This is a genomic window from Streptococcus parasanguinis, from assembly GCF_040908565.1.
GTDB lineage: Bacteria > Bacillota > Bacilli > Lactobacillales > Streptococcaceae > Streptococcus > Streptococcus parasanguinis_AC.
In genome coordinates, this window is the sequence record NZ_JBDGEA010000004.1 from 82303 (window position 1) to 101790 (window position 19488).

19 protein-coding genes are annotated in these 19488 nt (G+C 42.6%); 3 read left to right on the forward strand and 16 right to left on the reverse strand.

All coding sequences use genetic code 11. The annotated features are described in order from the left end of the window. Window position 1: 1 nt before the first annotated feature. The gene (locus tag AB5Y61_RS03100) at window positions 2-640 is read right to left on the reverse strand and encodes a CBS domain-containing protein (RefSeq protein ID WP_368403187.1); all 639 of its coding nucleotides are present in this window, start codon (window positions 638-640) and stop codon (window positions 2-4) included. Window positions 641-877: 237 nt separating this feature from the next. On the opposite strand from AB5Y61_RS03100, the gene ppdK reads away from it, so the two are divergent. Next, on the forward strand, window positions 878-3496 hold the full coding sequence (gene ppdK, locus AB5Y61_RS03105; RefSeq protein ID WP_368403155.1) for a pyruvate, phosphate dikinase: 2619 nt from the start codon (window positions 878-880) through the stop codon (window positions 3494-3496). 168 nt (window positions 3497-3664) lie between these two features. On the opposite strand, the gene AB5Y61_RS03110 is transcribed toward ppdK, so the two are convergent. The 3 genes from AB5Y61_RS03110 to AB5Y61_RS03120 are packed head-to-tail and all read right to left on the reverse strand — an operon-like array spanning window position 3665 to window position 6645. Continuing rightward, a complete protein-coding gene (locus AB5Y61_RS03110) occupies window positions 3665-4210 on the reverse strand; it encodes a hypothetical protein (RefSeq protein WP_368403156.1) in 546 nt (181 codons plus the stop codon). A gap of 53 nt (window positions 4211-4263) precedes the next feature. Further along, on the reverse strand, window positions 4264-5484 hold the full coding sequence (thiI, locus tag AB5Y61_RS03115) for a tRNA uracil 4-sulfurtransferase ThiI (RefSeq protein WP_368403157.1): 1221 nt from the start codon (window positions 5482-5484) through the stop codon (window positions 4264-4266). Between the two features lie 18 nt (window positions 5485-5502). Beyond that, window positions 5503-6645 (reverse strand): cysteine desulfurase family protein, encoded by a 1143-nt coding sequence (locus AB5Y61_RS03120; RefSeq protein ID WP_368403158.1) that lies wholly within the window; start codon window positions 6643-6645, stop codon window positions 5503-5505. A gap of 192 nt (window positions 6646-6837) precedes the next feature. On the opposite strand from AB5Y61_RS03120, the gene AB5Y61_RS03125 reads away from it, so the two are divergent. Next, window positions 6838-7272, forward strand: a complete 435-nt coding sequence (locus AB5Y61_RS03125; protein WP_368403159.1) for a DUF6556 family protein — start codon at window positions 6838-6840, stop codon at window positions 7270-7272. Between the two features lie 19 nt (window positions 7273-7291). Here AB5Y61_RS03125 and AB5Y61_RS03130 read toward each other — a convergent pair whose 3' ends face one another. The 10 genes from AB5Y61_RS03130 to AB5Y61_RS03175 form a co-directional block, all read right to left on the reverse strand. Then, on the reverse strand, window positions 7292-7501 hold the full coding sequence (locus AB5Y61_RS03130; protein WP_368403160.1) for a hypothetical protein: 210 nt from the start codon (window positions 7499-7501) through the stop codon (window positions 7292-7294). Beyond that, window positions 7494-7964 (reverse strand): hypothetical protein, encoded by a 471-nt coding sequence (locus tag AB5Y61_RS03135; protein ID WP_368403161.1) that lies wholly within the window; start codon window positions 7962-7964, stop codon window positions 7494-7496. Before AB5Y61_RS03135 ends, AB5Y61_RS03130 begins: the two co-directional genes overlap by 8 nt. Window positions 7965-8523: 559 nt before the next feature. Beyond that, on the reverse strand, window positions 8524-9594 hold the full coding sequence (locus AB5Y61_RS03140; protein WP_129299172.1) for an ABC transporter substrate-binding protein: 1071 nt from the start codon (window positions 9592-9594) through the stop codon (window positions 8524-8526). After that, window positions 9591-10364: an ABC transporter permease gene (locus AB5Y61_RS03145; protein ID WP_368403162.1), complete on the reverse strand. Its 774-nt coding sequence runs from the start codon at window positions 10362-10364 to the stop codon at window positions 9591-9593. Before AB5Y61_RS03145 ends, AB5Y61_RS03140 begins: the two co-directional genes overlap by 4 nt. Next, window positions 10361-11167 (reverse strand): ABC transporter permease, encoded by an 807-nt coding sequence (locus AB5Y61_RS03150; protein ID WP_061590835.1) that lies wholly within the window; start codon window positions 11165-11167, stop codon window positions 10361-10363. The genes AB5Y61_RS03145 and AB5Y61_RS03150 overlap by 4 nt, the downstream gene beginning before the upstream one ends. Further along, on the reverse strand, window positions 11148-12305 hold the full coding sequence (locus tag AB5Y61_RS03155; protein ID WP_003002881.1) for an ABC transporter ATP-binding protein: 1158 nt from the start codon (window positions 12303-12305) through the stop codon (window positions 11148-11150). Before AB5Y61_RS03155 ends, AB5Y61_RS03150 begins: the two co-directional genes overlap by 20 nt. Before the next feature lie 207 nt (window positions 12306-12512). Beyond that, window positions 12513-13409, reverse strand: coding sequence for a UDP-N-acetylmuramate dehydrogenase (murB, locus tag AB5Y61_RS03160; protein WP_368403163.1), 897 nt, complete (start codon window positions 13407-13409; stop codon window positions 12513-12515). 119 nt (window positions 13410-13528) lie between these two features. Continuing rightward, window positions 13529-14467, reverse strand: a complete 939-nt coding sequence (locus tag AB5Y61_RS03165) for a hypothetical protein (protein ID WP_368403164.1) — start codon at window positions 14465-14467, stop codon at window positions 13529-13531. Between the two features lie 125 nt (window positions 14468-14592). Beyond that, window positions 14593-15459 (reverse strand): homoserine kinase, encoded by an 867-nt coding sequence (gene thrB / locus AB5Y61_RS03170; RefSeq protein ID WP_368403165.1) that lies wholly within the window; start codon window positions 15457-15459, stop codon window positions 14593-14595. Window positions 15460-15461: 2 nt separating this feature from the next. After that, window positions 15462-16748, reverse strand: a complete 1287-nt coding sequence (locus tag AB5Y61_RS03175; RefSeq protein WP_368403166.1) for a homoserine dehydrogenase — start codon at window positions 16746-16748, stop codon at window positions 15462-15464. A gap of 175 nt (window positions 16749-16923) precedes the next feature. Between AB5Y61_RS03175 and AB5Y61_RS03180 the strand changes: the two genes are divergently transcribed. After that, the gene (locus tag AB5Y61_RS03180) at window positions 16924-17802 is read left to right on the forward strand and encodes a polysaccharide deacetylase family protein (protein WP_368403167.1); all 879 of its coding nucleotides are present in this window, start codon (window positions 16924-16926) and stop codon (window positions 17800-17802) included. A gap of 42 nt (window positions 17803-17844) precedes the next feature. Here AB5Y61_RS03180 and AB5Y61_RS03185 read toward each other — a convergent pair whose 3' ends face one another. Both AB5Y61_RS03185 and AB5Y61_RS03190 read right to left on the reverse strand, forming a co-directional pair. Next, window positions 17845-18414 (reverse strand): HD domain-containing protein, encoded by a 570-nt coding sequence (locus AB5Y61_RS03185; RefSeq protein WP_368403168.1) that lies wholly within the window; start codon window positions 18412-18414, stop codon window positions 17845-17847. A 27-nt stretch (window positions 18415-18441) separates the two neighbouring features. Continuing rightward, a complete protein-coding gene (locus AB5Y61_RS03190) occupies window positions 18442-19428 on the reverse strand; it encodes a hypothetical protein (RefSeq protein ID WP_368403169.1) in 987 nt (328 codons plus the stop codon). Between the last annotated feature and the right edge of the window lie 60 nt (window positions 19429-19488).

Below are 19488 nucleotides of genomic sequence, written 5' to 3' on the forward strand. Positions count from 1 at the left end.
TTTATACCTCTTCTCTTTTTATTTCAGCGTTTCTTGCTTGTACGATAATGTAATCGAGCAAGGTCGATTTAGTCACACTTCCCACAATTTTTTTGTCATTCTCCTCATCAACAACTGGTAGTGAATCTATAGCATGATCTTGAAGGAGAGCAGCTGCTTCTAAAATACTCATTTTTTTGTTACAAGTAATAAGATGTGGCATCCGAGTCATACAAACTGCTACAGGAGTGTTATTGATACTAGAACTGAGAGAAGCCCTCAGTAGATCTTTACGCGACATAATTCCAATTAACTCTTTTTCTTCATCAATGACATAAAGGACATCTGCATCATACATAAATAAAGTGATGATCGCATCTTGAATATAAGAATCATGCCTTACTAAGACAGGAGAGGTCATGATCTCTCCTACTTCTTTTTGAAAGGTATCAAAAAAATAAAGCGTTTCGAGATCTAATCCTGAATAGGTATAACCAATCTTAGGAGTAGCCTTTAAAATACCAACCATCGTCAGGAAGGACAAATCTGAGCGCAGAGTCGCTCTAGAAATATCTAATAACTCAGAGATTTTCTCTCCACTTAAAGGCTGATGCAATTTTACAATTTCGACTATTTTTTTTTGACGTTCACTTAGTTTCAAACTTTCCAAACCTTTCTATCCCTCTATATGATGATTATTAAGTATAATTAAATGTAATATTTGCTATATATTCTAGATAAATCATTTAATAAGCATCATTTTTACTGCCTATTATAGCAGAATAAAACAATTAGTCAACATAAAAAGAGGCATATTTTATTTGACAAATATATATGATGTATATTACAATGTTTTTGTCTTAAATGTGACACATATTTTATTATTTTGGAGGCTTATATGACAAAATGGATTTACACCTTTGAAGAAGGAAGTGCAAATGACAAAGATCTCCTTGGGGGGAAAGGTGCGAATTTAGCTGAGATGAGTCATTTGGGACTACCAGTCCCACCTGGATTTACCATTACCACCCAAAGTTGTATCCACTATCTCGATCATCCTGATTTCTTTGAGTCCTCTTTAAAAGAGGAAGTTTTGAAAGCGGTTGCTCAACTGGAAGAAAAAACGAGTAAGTCCTTTAGCGGAGAAGATCCTCACTTACTCTTAGTCTCTGTCCGGAGCGGGGCCAAATTTTCTATGCCTGGGATGATGGATACCATTCTCAATCTTGGTCTCAATGATCAGCGGACTCAATTACTGGCCAAAGAAACTAATCTAGATTTTGCCTACAACTGCTATCGCCGCCTACTCCAGATGTTTGCTGATGTAGTTTACGGCATCGATAAGGGACTTTTTGATGATCAACTAGCAGCATTTGAACAAAAACAGAATAAAAAGGTCCATGATTTTGACCTAGCCCAGCAACAAGAATTGATCCAGCACTATAAAGGTCTCTATTCCAAAAACAAGCAAGAATTTCCTGAGCACCCTCATGAACAACTCTTCGCTGCCATCAAAGCTGTCTTCAAATCTTGGAACAACAACCGGGCTAGAATTTACCGGGAGCTTCATCAGATCCCTCATGATTTAGGAACGGCTGTTAATGTCCAGGCCATGGTCTTTGGAAATAGTGACCAAGCCAGTGGTACAGGGGTTTGCTTCACTAGAAACCCTGCAACTGGGGAGGCAGAACTGTTTGGTGAATTTTTGCTCAATGCTCAAGGGGAAGATGTGGTAGCTGGGATCCGCACTCCTGATCCGATTGCAGCCTTAAAAGAAATCCAACCTGAAACCTATCAGGCTTTCAGAGACTACGCCAAGATCCTTGAAAACCACTATAAGGATATGCAGGATATTGAATTTACCATTGAGAAAGGCAAGCTCTACATCCTCCAAACCCGAAATGGTAAACGAACAGCCAAAGCTTCTTTAAAGATTGCTCTAGATATGGTGGATCAAGGTCTAATTCGTAAGGAAGAAGCTCTCCTGAGAGTCGCTCCTAGTTCCATCAGTCAACTGATTCATCCAGTTTTTGAAGAAATTGCTTTAGAGAAAGCACCTTTCTTAGCTCAAGGCCTACCAGCCAGCCCAGGGGCAGCTACTGGCCAAATCGTCTTTACCGCCGACCGAGCTAAAGAAATCCATCAAGAAGGTAAAAAAGTCATCCTGGTTCGGCAAGAAACTTCCCCAGAAGATATTGAAGGCATGATTGTCAGCCAAGCTATTGTTACCAGCCAAGGGGGAATGACCTCCCACGCTGCTGTTGTAGCTCGTGGCATGGGAACTTGCTGTGTCGCAGGTTGCGGAGAATTGACTATCAGTGAAGAAAATAAAGCCCTTTCCTGTGGCAATCTGGTTCTAAGGGAGGGAGATCTCATCTCCGTAGATGGTTATTCTGGTCGCATTTATCGTGGCGAACTTCCAACTGTCCTAGTTGAGAACAACCAAGACCTCCAGCGCTTGCTTGTTTGGGCAGATGAATTCGCCATCCTCCAAGTTCGAGCCAATGCAGAAACCGTCAAAGACTTGACAACCGCTATGAACTTTGGGGCCAAAGGAGTCGGGTTGGCCCGGACGGAACACATGTTCTTTGGACAAGAACGGATTCTTGAAATGCGTCGCCTCATCTTAGCGGATACTGAAGAAGAAACAAAAGAAGCCCTCAATAAGCTCCTAGAATTCCAAGAAGAAGATTTCTACCAAATGTTCCAAACCGTTCAAGATAAACCAATGATTGTCCGCCTGCTCGATCCACCCATGCATGAGTTTCTACCTAAGGATTCCCAAGAAATTGCATTATTAGCAAGCAAACTAAAAAAATCTCCTGATAAACTTGCCGACCGCATTGAAAGTCTGCAGGAAAGCAATCCTATGTTGGGACACCGGGGTTGCCGTCTCGGCATAACCAAGCCGGATATCTACAAGATACAGACAGAAGCTATTTTTAGAAGTGCTATCAAATTGCATCAAGAAGGTCAACAGATTAAGCCGGAAATCATGGTTCCTTTAATTGCTGATCAAAAAGAATTAGCATGCATCAAAGAGTATCTTGTTCAGCATATTGAACAGCTTTTCAAACAGTATGGTCAGGAGCCATTCCCTTATGAAATTGGTACCATGATTGAACTACCCCGCGCCTGCCTAACCGCAGATAAACTGGCTCAAGAGGCTGATTTCTTCAGCTTTGGCACCAATGACTTGACCCAAATGACCTATGGCTTCTCTCGGGATGATATTGGTAAATTCATTGGCCACTACAAGGACAAGGATATTCTTTCTTTTGATCCCTTCCAAAAAATCGATAGGGAGGGAGTCGGTGAATTAATGAGAATTGCTATCAGCAAGGCCCGTCAAGTAAAACCGAACCTCACTATCGGTATCTGTGGCGAAGTTGGCGGAGATCCTTCTTCGATCTCCTTCTTCCAAGACATTCAAGTCACCTATGTTTCCTGCTCTCCTTACCGGGTTCCTGCTGCCAGACTAGCCGTCGCTCAAGCAGCGATTCAAGCGAAAAACTAAGCTATGCTTACTAAATATATCTTGTAACCCTCTATATTTTAAAGGATCTAGCCTTCCCATTACAGACTAGATCCCTTTCTTTATCTTGATATCAAAAAGCCCCTCAACCTAGAAGATAGCTCTAGGTTCAGGGCGATTGAAGTCTAATTATTTTTTATCTTCTTCCTCTTATCCCTTGCTTTTATATTTAAAGTCTTTAAAACTCATTTTAGCTTTCGACGAATCGGTCATGCTATTCAATTTTTCTTCTTGCTCTTTGGTGATTTTGAGAGGAATAGCTGAAACCATATTCGGTTTTAAAACACCTGATTCGCTGATCTGATAATCTACGGTAATATTTTCAAGAATCGGTGCTCCATCATATTCCAAGTTCACAACAAAGGAAGCGTCTCGATCAATGGTTGTAGTGGTCCGATTCACCATTAAGAACAGGGCCAAGCGAGTTTCCTCATCTCCAAACGTATAACCTGGGAAAAAGACAAATAATTTACCGGCATCCCCAAGCGTCGGATTGTCTTTGATAAACTTTTCAGCAAGCTCTAGGATTTCATTGTCCTGATTTTTGTACTGATCAGCTCTGACAAATGTGAGAGGTTCTTTTTTACTACTGGTTGACTGGCTGGTCTTTTCTTCTTTTTTCGGGCCAGTAAACGATACTTTGACGCAGGCTGTCAACAGAAGCAAACTTGTCATTAATACGATAATTTTTTTCATTTTGTCTCCTTTAGATTTGGGTAGAAAAAGAGGCTGGATACTCCCAGTCTCTCCTATAGCAAATCCTCAATCAGGTCATCGACCTCATCTTTTTCTGCTTTTGGTGTGATCTCTGTTACGATGATGCCTGCTACCGCACGCTCCACCAAAGCTTCCACATCCATGCGTTGCTCATATTGCTCCGCATTTTTGAGTTTCGGATTGGTCTTCGGACGGTCAGGCGCGAAAATCGTACAACAGTCTTCAAAGGGCTGGATAGAGATTTCAAAAGTATCAATCGCTTGGGCAATATCAATGATTTCCAACTTGTCCATGGTCACCACCGGACGGATAACCGGCGTATTGGTCACTGCATTGATGGCCTGCATACTCTCTAGGGTTTGACTAGCCACTTGTCCCAAGCTTTCACCATTAATAATCACCAAACCACCGCGAACCTCGCGAATGCGGTCTGTAATGCGCATCATAAAGCGGCGGGTCAAGGTCATGAGGTAAGCTTCTGGCGCTTTTGCCTTGATCTCCTCTTGGATCTCTGTGAAGGGCACCTCGATAAATTGGATATTGCCCCCAAACTTGGTCAACTTCCGTGTTAAATCATGGGCTTTTTTGAGAGCTCCTGGGCTGGTATAAGGCGGGCTAGCAAAGTGAACCGCCTCGATATCCACTCCACGCTTCAAGGCTAGGTAACAAGCTACTGGAGAGTCAATCCCACCAGAAAGCATGAGCATCCCTTTTCCAGAAGTCCCAACTGGAAGACCTCCTGCCCCCTTGATGGTTTCATAAGAGATGTAGGCTGCTTCTTCCCGGATTTCGACTTGCAAGTTAATATCTGGTTTTTTCATCTGAGCCTGAATCGTTGGGATGGCTTCAAAAACAGCGCCACCCAAGGTTTGATTGAGTTCGCGGCTATCGAGTTCAAAGGTATGGTCACTCCGCTTACTTGAGATTTTAAAGGTCAAGCCTTCCTTGTATATCTCCTTCATAATCTCTTGCACCGCTGCTTTTAAGGCTGGTACTGATTTTTCAATCTTGTAAACAGGTGAAAAATTTTGGATTCCAAAAACCTGCTTGAGGGATTCTGCCACCGGCTCATAATCCGTCCCATGTAGATAAGCATGGGCCCGATCGCGGTCCGCTGTCACTTTGACAGCCGGATAAATAGATAAAACATCTTGGATATTATTGCGAAGTTTATTGATGAAACGCATGCGGTTCTTCCCTTTAGTAGAAAGCTCTCCATAGCGAATCATAATTTCTGAATAGGTTAAGGTCATATTGATTTCCTTCTAAAATTAACGTACTTTTCGTGTTTGTTCGTAAATCAGTTTGAACTTGGTCAAGAATTGCTCGACTTGGCTCATGTCATTTTCAATATCGAGACTGAGGCGGACAGCTGTCTGTGCAACACTCTTGTCCGCTCCCATGGCAATCAAGGTTCCAGCTGGTTTTCCAGCCTTGGACGAGCAGGCACTGGTGGTCGAGATGTAAATATCAAACTCTTCAAAGGCATGGACCACTACTTCACCACGAACTCCCTTGATCCCGAAAGTCAAGATGTGAGGCGCAAAATGATCCTCACCAGAAAAGATTGTGACATCTGGATAGTTGGCCAATTCTTTGCGGATGACTTCTTTCATCTGCTGGGTCTTGCTGGCAAAAGCTTCTTGGTTTTCCATAGCTAAGCGTAGGGCTTTTGCGGTTGCTGCGATGCCTGCCACATTCTCAGTTGTCGAGCGCATTTCTTTTTCTTGACCACCTCCGGTTAAGAGAGGGGTGATCTTTTTACCTTCTTTGATGTAGACAAAGCCGACTCCACGAAGACCATGGAATTTGTGACTAGAGAAGGTCGCAAAGTCCACGCGCTCTGGTAGATAAACTTCTGTTGCTACCTTTGCCAAGGCTTGAACCGCATCGACATGGAAACTAACCGTTGGGCGATCTTCCAGAAGAGCCGCGATGTCATGGATGGGCTGGATGGAGCCAATCTCATTGTTGACGGCCATGACAGAGACCAAGGTCGTATCTGGACGGAGAAGACTAGCCAAGGCATCCACCTTGACAAAGCCACACGCATCTACTGGAGCGTAGTCCACTTCGAATCCTTGTGCTTTGAGCCAAGCAGCCGACTCCTTGATGGCAGGATGCTCAATGTCAGAGACAATGATATGCTTGCCATAAGGAGCTTTCTCAAAGGCGACACCCTTAAGGATCCAGTTGTCCCCTTCGGTACCACCAGACGTGAAGTAAATTTCATCAGCTTTCTTGCCAATTAGCTCCGCAATCTGTTTCCGAGAAGCTTCCAAAATACGAGTAGCTTGACTACCTAGATTGTGCAAACTAGATGGGTTGCCCCAGATCCGAGTCGCTACTTCTGTATAAGTCGCAAGGGCTTCTGGATAGGGTTTAGTCGTTGCTGAATTGTCAAAATAGATCATGTCCTACGCATCCATCACTTTCTTTTTACGTAACTTCTATTTTATCATTTCTAACCGCTTGGGACAAGGATTTGATAAAGAGAGATGAGGTAAAATCACTCCATAAAATTCAGTTCTTTTTAGACATTTTTCAGAAAATGACTTATAATAAGAAAGTGTTAAAAAACAATTTTTGATAGAAAGAGAATGAACATGTCACAATATTCAAGAAGCAACAAAAACCAAAAACCTGAGGATACTACAGATTCTAGACCCTCACGTGGTGAAAAAGTGAAACAAGGCCTATCCGTATTTCAAACGGTTGTAGCTACGATTGCCAGTCTCTTAGGGATTATCGTCACTTCTTTTACGATTATAAGCCTGCTTAATAAAGACAATCAAAAAACAGAAGATAAACCATCTAGTAGCACCAGCGTCGTCGTGGTCCATGATAAGGGATCTGACTCCAGCGCTACCAATACAGATGCTAACACCAATACACAAACCGATTCAAGCAATACAGAAACAAGTTCACAAAAAGAAACCGATAGCTCATCCGCTACAGAAACCAGTTCACCTGCAGCACAAGACCAAGGTTCCACCGCAACAGACAGTGGCGCAGATACAGCATCATCTGGAACCAACTAAAAAATCAGTAAGGACAACCTTACTGATTTTTTTTGGCTTTCGATTCCAGCTTTTTCTGATTTTTATAGAAAGCATCTATTTCATTGTCATACTCCCATTTGAGCTTTGAACGCTCTTCCTGAATTTGATCCAATTTCTCAGATGGAAAGTTTTTGGGCCTATCGCGATAAGTTGATTCAGCTAATGAACCATATCGATTGTCAAAACTGCTCAAATGCCAATTACTCAAATAATCTCCCCCCTATTCTGATGTAGGATCCTATATATATCTCATCTAAATTTAATGTATTGTCCTCATTAATTGGGATATCTACTCCCCAACTCGATTCTTCAATATGATTTATACGTCCATAAACATTCATATAATATTCAGGAGTTGTAAGTCCACCATCACTCCATTGTGTCTGATCCCAATCAATCTGAACGGATTCAACTTTTGAATTTTGGGCTTTGACTAAATCAATAACCTTCTGTTCGTGTTCTTTTAGGTAGTCAAGTTGTTCTTTTTTTATCTCTTCTTCTGTTTTTTGTACAACTTTCTTTGATGATGAGACCGTTATCTTCTGCTCCGGCCTTTTGGTCAGGGTCATGATTTTTCCTCCTAGAAAAACAAGGCCTAGGATCGGTAACAGAATAATCAAAAATAGTTCCAGTCGTCTCTTCATCTCTTCTTCTCCAATCCTTCCTTTCATGGCTGAATGGGCCAGTCACTTTCCTTACTATTATAGCATCTTTCATTTGAATCTCAATCTAACTCACTAGTTAGAGACTATATGCAGCAATCATAAAAGAACTTTCGGCGTTCTGCTAGAATATAGATAATCCTTTTTTACAAATAACACCTAAGTGATTCTAAAAATTCAATTGTTGCATTTTTGTAGAGCATCTAAATATATAATGAAACTTTCCGCTGTGAGAAAAGTGCTAGAAACACCATTGTTTCTAGCACTCGGGAGTTTTGGGAGTAAAACAGTTTGGGAAACTGTTTTAGCCTGAGCCTAAAAATTAAAAAGCAAAGGGGTCCAAAACTAATTGAACACGGGCTGCGGATTGTGTCAAAAAGATAAGTTTTCCTAGAATCAAAAGATTCTGCGTCAAACTTCCTATTTTGACTTTATCCGCGAACACCCTTTGTATCTTTGATAAGTCATGGAACTTCTTCGAAGTTCGCTGACGTCCGTACTCACTTAAGGAAAGTTTCTAAGAGGAGTTTATCTGCAATCAAAAAGGAACCCAGAGGTTCCTTTTGTGTTATTTTCGATACATCTTGACCTGAAGGTAAAGATCGTTATAGACTCCAAGCAATTTCTTGCCTAATTGTTGATAGACTTCCAAATGGTCCAGTGTTTCATCACTTGGATAGAAGGCCTGGTCATTTTGGATTTCTTTTGGCAACATGGCTTTGGCTTTTTTATTTGGCGTTGAGTAGCCGACATAAAGAGCATTTTTCAACGCATTTTTAGGACGAAGCATGAAGTTAATGAAGGCATATGCTGCTTCTTTATTTTTCACAGTTTTTGGAATGACAATGTTATCAAACCAAAGGTTGCTGGCTTCAGTTGGGACGACATAGCGAAGATCCTTATTGGCTTCGAGCATTTGGCTGGCTTCTCCTGAGAAGGTAACCCCAATAGCCGCATTGTTTTGGATCATATAGCCTTTCATCTCATCAGCAACCAAAGCTTTGATGTTTGGCGTCAAGGTGTAGAGTTTATCTACTGCCTCTTGCAATTTCTTTGGATCCTTTTCATTGAGGCTATAGCCCAAGGTATTGAGACCAATTCCCATGACCTCACGCGCACCATCGTACATCATGATGTCATTTCTGTACTCTTCACGCCAGAGATCTGACCAATGTTCAGGAGCATTTTTGACCATCTTGGTATTGTAGATAATCCCCAAGGTACCCCAGAAGTAAGGGACTGAATATTGGTTGCCCGGATCGAACGATTGGTTCAAGAGTTTTGGATCGATATTTTCCATCCCTTTGATCTTGGATTGGTCCAACTTTTCAACCAGATGCTCATCCATCATCTTAGCAATCATGTATTCACTAGGTATAGCAATATCGTAGGTGGTTCCCCCTTGCTTGATCTTGGTGTACATGGCTTCGTTGGAATCAAAGGTATCATATTGCACCTGAATTCCGGTTTCTTTTGTGAATTCCTTGAGCAAGTCTGGATCGATATAATCTCCCCAGTTGTAGATGACCAACTTGTCGCTATTCTTGGTATTCATGCTCGCTTCGATCTGGTGGCTAATTCCCCAGAGGACCAGAATGACAAGGACAATCCCAGTTAGGAATGAATAAAGTTTTTTCATACTGCTTCCTCCTTTTCACGGGTGATAAAGTAATAACCGATGACCAAGAGCACACTAAAGAGAAAGACAAGGGCTGACAAGGCATTGATGCTGAGGGAAATTCCCTGACGAGCACGTGAGTAGATCTCTACAGACAAGGTTGTAAAGCCATTTCCGGTTACAAAGAAGGTCACGGCAAAGTCATCAAGAGAATAGGTAAAGGCCATAAAGTAGCCAGCGATAATAGCTGGTGTCAGATAAGGCAACATAATCTCTTTAAGCATTTGCACTTGGGTAGCTCCCAAGTCATAGGCTGCATTGACCATATCCCGGTTCATTTCCTTAAGGCGCGGCAAGACCATCAAGACCACAATGGGAATCGAGAAGGCCACGTGACTAGCCAGAACAGAAAGGAAACCTAGCTGGTACTTCACCGTCGTAAAGAGAATCAAGAAGCTGGCCCCGATCATAACGTCTGGCGCTACCATAAGAATGTTGTTAATGGAAAGCAATGGTCCTTCTAGCTTCTTCTTAGATTGATAAATATAAATGGCTCCAAAGGTTCCGATCACCGTCGCAATCAAGGCTGACAAGAAGGCCAACAGGAAAGTCTCTGATAAGATCAGCATCAGGCGACTATCTGCGAACAACTCATTGAAATGCTCAAGTGTGAAGCCAGTAAAGGCATTCATATCTCCCCCTTCATTGAAAGCATAAAAGATCAAATAAAAGATCGGAAGATAGAGGATCAGAAAGACGAAACCTAGATAGAAATGAGATACTTTTTTCATCGTTCTCTCCTTTCTCTCGTTGCCCACATGGTTAAGAGCATGGCAAGGATCAGAACAACTCCGATGGTAGAACCCATTCCCCAGTTTTGTGTTGTCAGGAAGTGCTGTTCAATCGCAGTCCCCAAAGTAATGACCCGGTTTCCACCGATCATCCGTGTCAACATGAAGAGACTCAGACTAGGAATAAAGACAGACTGCACACCTGAGCGGACACCATTCATGGACAAGGGGAAGACCACACGACGGAAGGTATCCCAACGATTGGCACCCAAATCATAGCTGGCATTGATCAAGTTTGGATCTAAGTCATCTAAGACATTAAAAATCGGCAAGATCATGAAAGGCAACTCGATGTAGCTAGCTACAAAGATAAAGGAGAAATCGGTAAAGAGGATCTGCTGGGGAGCGACTCCGAGAAAGCTTAAAAAGCTATTGATAGAGCCATTTTGACCAAAGATTCCGATAAAGGCATAGGCCTTGAGCAAGAGATTGACCCAGGTCGGCAAGACGATCAACATCAACCACAACTGCCGGTGTTTGAGAAGCGTCAAAAAGTAAGCAGTCGGGTAGGAGATCAAGAGCGTCACCAAGGTGACAATTCCGGCATAAAGGACCGAATTAAAGCTCATCTTTAAATAAGTCAGATTTTGCGAAGTAAAGAACTCTTTGTAGTTTTCAAGTGAAAACTGCCCTTCAACGTTAAAAAAGGATTGAAAGATAATCATGACTACAGGAGCCAAGACAAAGAGAAAAATCCACAAGAAATAGGGGAGGATAAATAGATTAGAGGTTGTTTTCTTCATCTCTCTCCTCCTCAATGGCATTAATCAAACCAGCTTCTTGCTCCTCTACTTCAACGTACTCTTCGATCCGCGCATCGAATTCTTCTTCGGTTTCATTGAGACGCATAACGTGGATATCTTCTGGTTCAAAGTCTAGCCCGATGACTTCTCCCACGATGGCCTTACGAGTGGAGTGAATCATCCACTCATTTCCCAAATCATCATAGGCAATGATCTCGTAATGCACACCACGGAAGAGCTGGGTGTCCACCTTCACTTGGAGCTTGCCTTCTTCAGGAAGAGTAATTTGCAAGTCTTCTGGACGAATGACGACTTCAACTGGTTCATTTGGACGCATCCCCCCGTCGACCGCTTCAAAGCGTTTGCCATTGAACTCAACCAAGTAGTCCTCGATCATGCGACCATCTAGGATGTTGGACTCCCCGATAAAAGTCGCTACAAAATGGTTGATCGGTTCATCATAGATATCTACTGGTGTACCAGATTGGACGATCTCTCCTTCATTCATGACAAAGATCCAGTCACTCATGGCAAGGGCTTCTTCTTGGTCGTGGGTAACAAAGACAAAGGTAATGCCCAAGCGTTGTTGCAATTCCCGCAACTCATACTGCATGTCTGTCCGCAACTTCAAGTCAAGTGCAGACAAGGGCTCATCTAAAAGGACCACTCGTGGTTCATTGATAATAGCCCGGGCAATAGCTACCCGCTGGCGTTGACCACCAGATAATTTTTGGATCGAGCGTTTTTCAAATCCAGCTAACTGGACCATTTTCAAGACTTCTGAAACCCGACGTTCGATCTCAGCCTTATCCACCTTTTTCAAACGAAGGGGAAAAGCCACATTTTCAAAGACCGTCATATGTGGAAACAGGGCATAGGACTGAAAGACGGTGTGGACGTCCCGTTTGTTGGTAGGGACATCATTGATCCGTTCCCCATCAAGGTAGACATCTCCAGTCGTCGCGTCCAAAAGACCGGCAATGATATTAAGGATAGTCGATTTCCCTGATCCAGATGCACCGAGCAGGGTATAGAACTTCCCTTCTTCCAATTCAAAATTGATATCCTTTAGGACAACGGTTCCGCTATCTTCAAAGACCTTTGAAACATTTTTAAACTCAATAATTGGTTTTTTCAATTCACATAAATTCCTTCTTTACTGCGATTAGCAAACTGCTTTTCAAACGAAAATGCAGCGGCTGACAGGAAAACCTGTCAGACCACCAATACCTCTCGGGGACTTACTAGACTGCCCCACCTATTTACGGTATCGATAGGCACTCACCCCCTCTCCGACTGATGCTATCGATGGTTCACTATCAATTGTTCTTCAATACTTAAGCTCTTAGGCTTGGCCGATAATACGAACTTCTGGTTCTAAACGGACGCCTGAATGAGCTTCTACTGCCTCAATGACATGGGCGATCAAATCTTCGTAGTCCTTAGCTGTTCCATTATCGACATTGACCATAAAGCCGGCATGCTTTTCAGAAACTTCCACACCACCGATTCGATAGCCTTTTAGACCTGCTTCGCTGATCAATTGACCTGCAAAATGGCCAACAGGACGCTTAAAGACGGATCCACAAGAAGGGTATTCAAGAGGTTGTTTCAACTGACGAAGATGGGTCAACCGATCCATCTCCTGTTTGATTTGCTCGTGATTGCCTGGTGACAAAGCAAATTTGGCAGAGATGACGATAGAACCTGTCTCTTGAATCTTAGAATGGCGGTAGCCAAAAGCTAGTTCACTCGCTGACAGAGTTTCGATCTCCCCATCTTTGGTCAAGACCTTACAGGATACTAGGACATGCGCGATCTCTCCTCCATAGGCTCCCGCATTCATAAAGACTGCGCCACCGACACTGCCTGGAATGCCACTAGCAAACTCAAAACCTTTCAAACTATGGTATAAGGCTACATGAGTCGTTTCGATGAGTTTTGCACCTGCTTCTGCTTCGATCACATAGCCATCCACACTAATGTCCCGCAAGCGATCAAACATAATGACAAAACCAGGAATGCCCCCATCTCGAACAATAATATTCGAAGAATTCCCCAGGACCATCCATGGAATATCCTCTTGGTTTGCAAAGCGTACAATGCGTTTTAATTCGTATTGATTACGAGGAAAGGCCAGAAATTCAGCATTCCCACCAACCTTGGTATAGGTATAATATTTTAATGGTTCTTGAAAACGGATATCAATCCCTTCAAGAATTTGGTTCATTTTTTCCATCATCTTTCAATATGTTCTCTCTCTCTATAAAATACAAACTATTATACCAAATTTTTGACATTTTTTCGACCCTAAAAAACAAAAGAAGGCCCATAGTATTCAGGCCTTCCTTTTACCATTTATTATGCAATTTTACGTGCGATGGTACGATTCTTTTGTCCATCCAGAGCTGATTTGACTGAAATCCAAGCACCACCAAGAGTGAAGACAGCTAACTTCCCTAGCTCCAAGAAGTAGTTTTCTGGAAAATTCCCCTTAAATGTCTCTTCGTTGAAGAGACTCCAAGATACATCGAATGGCAAGGAATACTCATCCATGAGAAACAAAATATAATCTAATTGGTTGACCAAAAAGACGGTCAAGACCATCAAAATTGCTGAAACTACCACACCTTTTTTAGTCAATTTTTTACCAAGAATCTCATAACCCTTGATGGTACAAAAACCGAGGGCTGCACCTGCCAAAACAGACACATAGCCGAGACGCGCTACTAAGAGGGCAACTGCTCCACCGATGATCACACCGATCACGGCCCCTACAATCCCTAAGAGGAAGTTTTCTTCCCGCGCTTCATAAGCCTCCACCGTGTCTTGCACTTCTGCTTCGTAGGCTCTAAAGGTTGCATCATCGATTAAAAAGATCGCATCACCGATTTGATAGAGGCCGATCGGTTCTTCCTCACCCGTCTCCGCATTCACTTGCACAAATTGGTGGTTGAGTAAGAAATCAACAATATCTTGGATAGCTGTCCATAAGGTTTCGACAGCCTTCCCTTTGGTCATTCCGCCTTTGACGACGATCGAGGTCAAGTAACCATCAAAAGAGATGGCATTAATGGCTTTTGATTGTTCTTTTAATTCATTCCAAAGAATCTCACCGTCTTCGATTAAGTCTCCTTCGGAACCTTGTTTAGCACTAAATGAAATGTTAAAAACATTTTTGGTTTCCGTTCCTTCAATGACTAACAAGAAGCCTTCACGCTCCCCGTACATCACACGAGCTTCGCCATCAAATTGCAGACCAAGATCGGTAGCAATGCTATATAAATATTCTGGTTTCATATTTCCCCCTAGCTTTTCGGGAAAGCTTGAGCTTTTCCCCATACAGTTTCCATTCTACCATAGGAGAAGCAAAAAGGACATATACAAAAGTATACATCCTTTTTTCAATTGTGTTACATTCAGTCTTATTTCTCAACACGAACGCCAAATGTGTCTATTTTAAGTTGGAAAATCTGACCATCTAGCCCAAGTGCAGCGAGAGCTGCTACAAAGGATGCGGCATGCTCCTGTGCCAAAAGGTTCATGATCGTTGGACCTGCACCAGAAAGGTAAGTGGCATAAGCATCGTGTTGATGCGCAACTTCTTTTACCTGAGGGAATTCTTTGACCAAGGATTGACGATAGCGCTCGTGGAAATGATCTAACTCAATGGAGCGACCAGCCGTCACCAAATCTCCCTTGAGGAGAGCTGCGATGGCCACATTGGCTACACTACTAGCTGCAACAGCTTCCTTATAAGACCATTCTTTCGGTAGGACATTGCGGCTATCGCTGGTCTTCAATTGGTAGCTCGGTACAAAGGCCACCAGGTCACAGCTTGGGAAGTCAGCCGTGACATATTGGACATCCTCACCGATATAGCTCGCAATGACCATATTCCCAAAGATAGCTGGAGCTACATTATCCGGATGCCCTTCGATCTCGGTCGCGATGCGTAATTTCTCAGCATCTGATAACTGGAGATTGGCTAATTGATTGGCCAATTCAATCCCTGCGACAATGACAGAGCTAGAAGAACCAAGACCACGCGCCAAAGGCACTTCACTGGTCATCTTGATATGATGTGGTTGAATAGCTGGGGCAATCGACAGGGCTGTTGAGAGCAAGAGGTTCTTCTCGTCTGTCGGAATCCCTGCTCCTAGATCATGCTCAATCAACCAAGCATCTGCTGGTTCAAGCACTTCAATGGTCAAATAACGAGTCACGGCAATCCCAACAGAATCAAATCCGGGCCCTACATTGGCACTGGTTGCTGGAACAATAATCTTCATGCTTATTCTCCCAAGACCTTAAAGGTATTCAAGAGTTCGAAATTCGGCTCTGAATCAAGTTTTTCAACCAAGTTCTTGAATTGGGTCTGATTGACTTGGTGGGTGATGATCACAACGCTTGCATAGTGACCATCTGAGTCTTCTTGAAGGATTTGCTTGAAGGAAGCTCCTTCTGCATTAAAGATTTCCGCAAGACGCAAGATTTGACCAGTCGCATCTGGTGCCTTGATTGAGAAGTAATAATTGTTCTTCACATCTTCAGGCTTAGCCAATTGAAGAGGACGACTGTATTCATTGAAGGCTTTACCGATCGTTCCTTCTTTTAGACGACGGACAATGCGCACAATATCAGCTACGACACTTGTCGCTGTTGGTTTTTGACCAGCACCTGGTCCGTAGTACATAGACTCACCAATACCGATGGATTCCACATAGACCGCATTCATAACGTCGTTCACTCCTGCGAGTGGGTGTTGTTTTGGAAGGAAGGTTGGTGTCACCTCTGCTGCAATCCCTGATTCCGTTTCAACGATCGAGCCGACCAGTTTGATCACATAACCAAGGCTTTGAGCAACAGAGACATCTTGTGGAGTGATCTGGCTGATCCCTTTGTGACCTACTTGGTCAAATTGAATGTTCATCCCAAAGGCAAATTGACTCAAGATCACCATCTTGTAGGCTGCATCGATCCCTTCAACGTCATTGGTTGGGTCACTTTCAGCGTAACCAAGGCGTTGCGCTTCTGCTAAAGCATCTTCATAAGTCCAGCCTTCTTCCACCATTTTGGTCATCATGAAGTTAGATGTTCCATTGACCACACCGAGTACTTTGGTCACCTTGTCAGAAGCCAAAGAATTCACCAAGGTGCGAAGGATTGGGATCCCACCCGCTACAGCAGCTTCATAATAAAGAGCTACTTGGTGTTCTTTTGCAACCTCTAGCAATTCACTTCCATGAACAGCTAGAAGGTCTTTGTTAGCAGAAACGACATGCTTACCTGCTTCAAGAGCACGGGTGATAAAGGTCTTCGCTGGCTCAATCCGGCCCATCAATTCAACGACGATGGCAATCTCTTTGTCTTCAATGATCTCATCGACATTGGTCACAAAGTTGTAGTCATGACCAGCCGCTTGCAAGCTTTGCTTTTCCGCATCATCGCGAACCAAGACCTTGGCAATCTCAATCTCATCCTGAGCAGCCTGGCTGATTTTTTCATGGTTTTCTTTTAATAAAAATGGTACGCCACTGGCAACAGTACCAAATCCTAATAAGGCAATCTTAACAGACATCCTATTGACTCCTTGAATTTTCTATAGTAGGTCCATTATAACAAAATCTTGAGCGTTTGACAGCCAATTGCCTTAAAAATTCTGAATTTTCATGACAGGATCAGCCTGTAGCAAGTTCTGGAAAAAAACATAGAATTTGTGGTACAATAAAGAAAACAATGAAAGCGGTGACACTATGAGTAAACGAAGAGTACCTAAAAAAATCAAAACCCTACTTGGAATCAATGCCTTCCTACTGGTCTGTATCTTTATTTGTAGCTTTCTTCTGATCAAGCGCATCACTCAGCCGAGTGACGGAAATACAAGTGGCACTGCTGTGACACGTTCTCTCGAGGAGGATAGCTCCTCTATCGAGTGGACCCGAGTAAAAAAGCCGGTCAAACTGCCCATCCTCATGTACCACTCCGTGCACAATATGGCTGAGTCCGAAGCTGCCAATGCCAATCTGATTGTCGATCCAGAAACCTTTGAGAGCCAACTAAAGGCCCTGAAAAAAGCGGGTTACTACACATTGACACCTGAGGAGGCCTATCGCATCCTCGCTAAGAACGAAGTGCCCAAAGGAAAGAAATATGTCTGGCTGACCTTTGATGATGGCGTCGAGGATTTCTATACCATCGTCTATCCGCTTCTTAAGAAATACAAGATGACGGCCACCAACAATATCATCACAGACTTTACCCAAAAGGAAAAAGAAAATGTCCTGACCTTTGACCAAATCAAAGAGATGAAACATGCTGGCTTGACCTTTGAAAGCCATACGGTCAATCATCCAGACCTAGCCAATTCCAGCCTTGAGACTCAAAAGAATGAGCTGGTCGCTTCTAAACGCCTGCTGGATAAGGTGCTGGATCAAAATACCAGCGTTATCGTCTACCCATCTGGTCGCTACAGCCAAATCACGATCGACCAAGCCAAGAAAGCTGACTACAAACTAGGCCTCACCACTAAAAATGGACTCGCTAGCTCCGCTGATGGCCTCTATTCCCTCAAACGAGTTCGGATCCTTCCAACCACTACAGGAGAGGATCTCCTAGCCATGATCCAAGAATAAAGAAAGACCCCTGTCTGAAATCATTTCAGACAGGGGTTCTTGTTAGAGTTCCTTTTCTAGTTCATTTAGGAAGGCGATTAAAAATTGATGGCGACTTTCTGCCATTTGTTTGGCAGTCTCCGTGTTCATTTTATCTTTTAAGAGGAGCAACTTGTCATGGAAATGTTGGATGGTATCAGTAAGTGGCCTCCCTTTGTGGCCACCATAGGAAAAAGTTCGCGCAATTCCTACAGCTCCTATCGCATCCAGGCGATCTGCATCCTGGACAATCTTGCCTTCTATGGTTTCTGGATGTTTACCGAGATTTTTGCTGAAAGAAACAGCATTGATAACCTGGCAAATTTGGTCGATTTGGTTTTGAGGGATACAAATCTCTTCTAGAAACGTGCGAGCATTCGCTTGATTCTCTGTTTGAAACAATTTATCATCATCAGCATCGTGAAGAAGAGCTGATAAGCCCACTATCTCCAGATCACATGGACCTTCTGCTTGTGCGATTCTCATAGCATTGCTATAGACGCGGAGGGTATGCTCTACATCATGACCATCCGATCGATCAGCAAATAAGGTTTTCACATACTGCTTAGCAGCAAAAATTCGTTCTTCGATCATCGTTCTTGTCCTTTGTAGCTTCTTACTTTAATCAATCTCATGGTAGGCTTTTCGAGCCTTTTCCAGATCGTAATATTGATCGAACTCTTCTTTTGTCTGTGTGGTATGGACTTGACCATCTTTAGATATCTCAGCCGGGATCGTGACATCTTGATAGAGATTCACACCCTTCTTCATAAAGAGTTCAAATACAGCAATACTTTTTGCATATTGATCCGCACTATTCTGGGGTTTTATTACTATGACTTTAGTATCTTTTTCCTTCAAGAGTTGATAGGCCTTGGAAGATTTCTTAAATTGCGTTTTTGAGAGATCCTTGGGCTCAATCGAAAACCAATTATCAAAAAATTTCAATTCTTCAATACTGCTCGTCTCACGATCAATTGGTACATTGAAAGCCGGAACCGGTTTTCTTTGGTGATCATTCTCTAATGTTTCATTTCTTTCCAGTTTACGAGTATCTAGATTTAAATACATCTTCTTCCGAATCGAGTCGTCTTTTGTACTGCGAATTTGTAAAGCAGCTAACTCACGTCCATTCCATGAATACACTGAACCTAATTCTGTAGGAATATAATCCGGATCGAACTGTTCAACAACTTTAAATAAATCAATCTCTTTCTCTTCTTTTAATCGCTCTCCCTCAACCTTGTAGACACTAACAGTCCAATATTCATCCTTCTCTGGAGGAGTTGTACGATAGTAAAAATTTTCTCTAAATTTTACATTCATATGCAAAATATGCTTTGAACCGACTCTGACAGGATCAAAATAATAATAAGACCCATATTTCCTCATTAACCGATCTTCCTTCGGATCAGTTGATTTCCAGTGAGTGATAATGCCTGCACCATCCGCAATCATCTCATAGTCATCAATTTTTTCTTTCCCACTATAATCAGTAAATTGTTTATAATAACTCTCAGTTGAAAAACGTAAATAAAGCCAAATCCCACCCATGAGCGAAAGCAATACCAGTAAGGCTAGTATCCATTTTTTCTTTGTAATTTTCACGATTTAAACAGATCCTTTCTTTAAGTATAGTAGAACCAAAGCTATAATTTCTGGGCATGT

What these genes read in the sequence shown, in the direction of transcription:
- AB5Y61_RS03125 (WP_368403159.1), top strand. Translation starts at nt 6,838, where the DNA reads ATGTCACAATATTCAAGAAGCAACAAAAACCAAAAACCTGAGGATACT.
- AB5Y61_RS03140 (WP_129299172.1), bottom strand. Translation starts at nt 9,594, where the DNA reads ATGAAAAAACTTTATTCATTCCTAACTGGGATTGTCCTTGTCATTCTG.
- AB5Y61_RS03185 (WP_368403168.1), bottom strand. Translation starts at nt 18,414, where the DNA reads ATGATCGAAGAACGAATTTTTGCTGCTAAGCAGTATGTGAAAACCTTA.
- ppdK (WP_368403155.1), top strand. Translation starts at nt 878, where the DNA reads ATGACAAAATGGATTTACACCTTTGAAGAAGGAAGTGCAAATGACAAA.
- AB5Y61_RS03180 (WP_368403167.1), top strand. Translation starts at nt 16,924, where the DNA reads ATGAGTAAACGAAGAGTACCTAAAAAAATCAAAACCCTACTTGGAATC.
- thrB (WP_368403165.1), bottom strand. Translation starts at nt 15,459, where the DNA reads ATGAAGATTATTGTTCCAGCAACCAGTGCCAATGTAGGGCCCGGATTT.
- AB5Y61_RS03120 (WP_368403158.1), bottom strand. Translation starts at nt 6,645, where the DNA reads ATGATCTATTTTGACAATTCAGCAACGACTAAACCCTATCCAGAAGCC.
- AB5Y61_RS03135 (WP_368403161.1), bottom strand. Translation starts at nt 7,964, where the DNA reads ATGAAAGGAAGGATTGGAGAAGAAGAGATGAAGAGACGACTGGAACTA.
- AB5Y61_RS03110 (WP_368403156.1), bottom strand. Translation starts at nt 4,210, where the DNA reads ATGAAAAAAATTATCGTATTAATGACAAGTTTGCTTCTGTTGACAGCC.
- AB5Y61_RS03145 (WP_368403162.1), bottom strand. Translation starts at nt 10,364, where the DNA reads ATGAAAAAAGTATCTCATTTCTATCTAGGTTTCGTCTTTCTGATCCTC.
- murB (WP_368403163.1), bottom strand. Translation starts at nt 13,409, where the DNA reads ATGATGGAAAAAATGAACCAAATTCTTGAAGGGATTGATATCCGTTTT.
- AB5Y61_RS03175 (WP_368403166.1), bottom strand. Translation starts at nt 16,748, where the DNA reads ATGTCTGTTAAGATTGCCTTATTAGGATTTGGTACTGTTGCCAGTGGC.
- AB5Y61_RS03150 (WP_061590835.1), bottom strand. Translation starts at nt 11,167, where the DNA reads ATGAAGAAAACAACCTCTAATCTATTTATCCTCCCCTATTTCTTGTGG.
- thiI (WP_368403157.1), bottom strand. Translation starts at nt 5,484, where the DNA reads ATGACCTTAACCTATTCAGAAATTATGATTCGCTATGGAGAGCTTTCT.
- AB5Y61_RS03165 (WP_368403164.1), bottom strand. Translation starts at nt 14,467, where the DNA reads ATGAAACCAGAATATTTATATAGCATTGCTACCGATCTTGGTCTGCAA.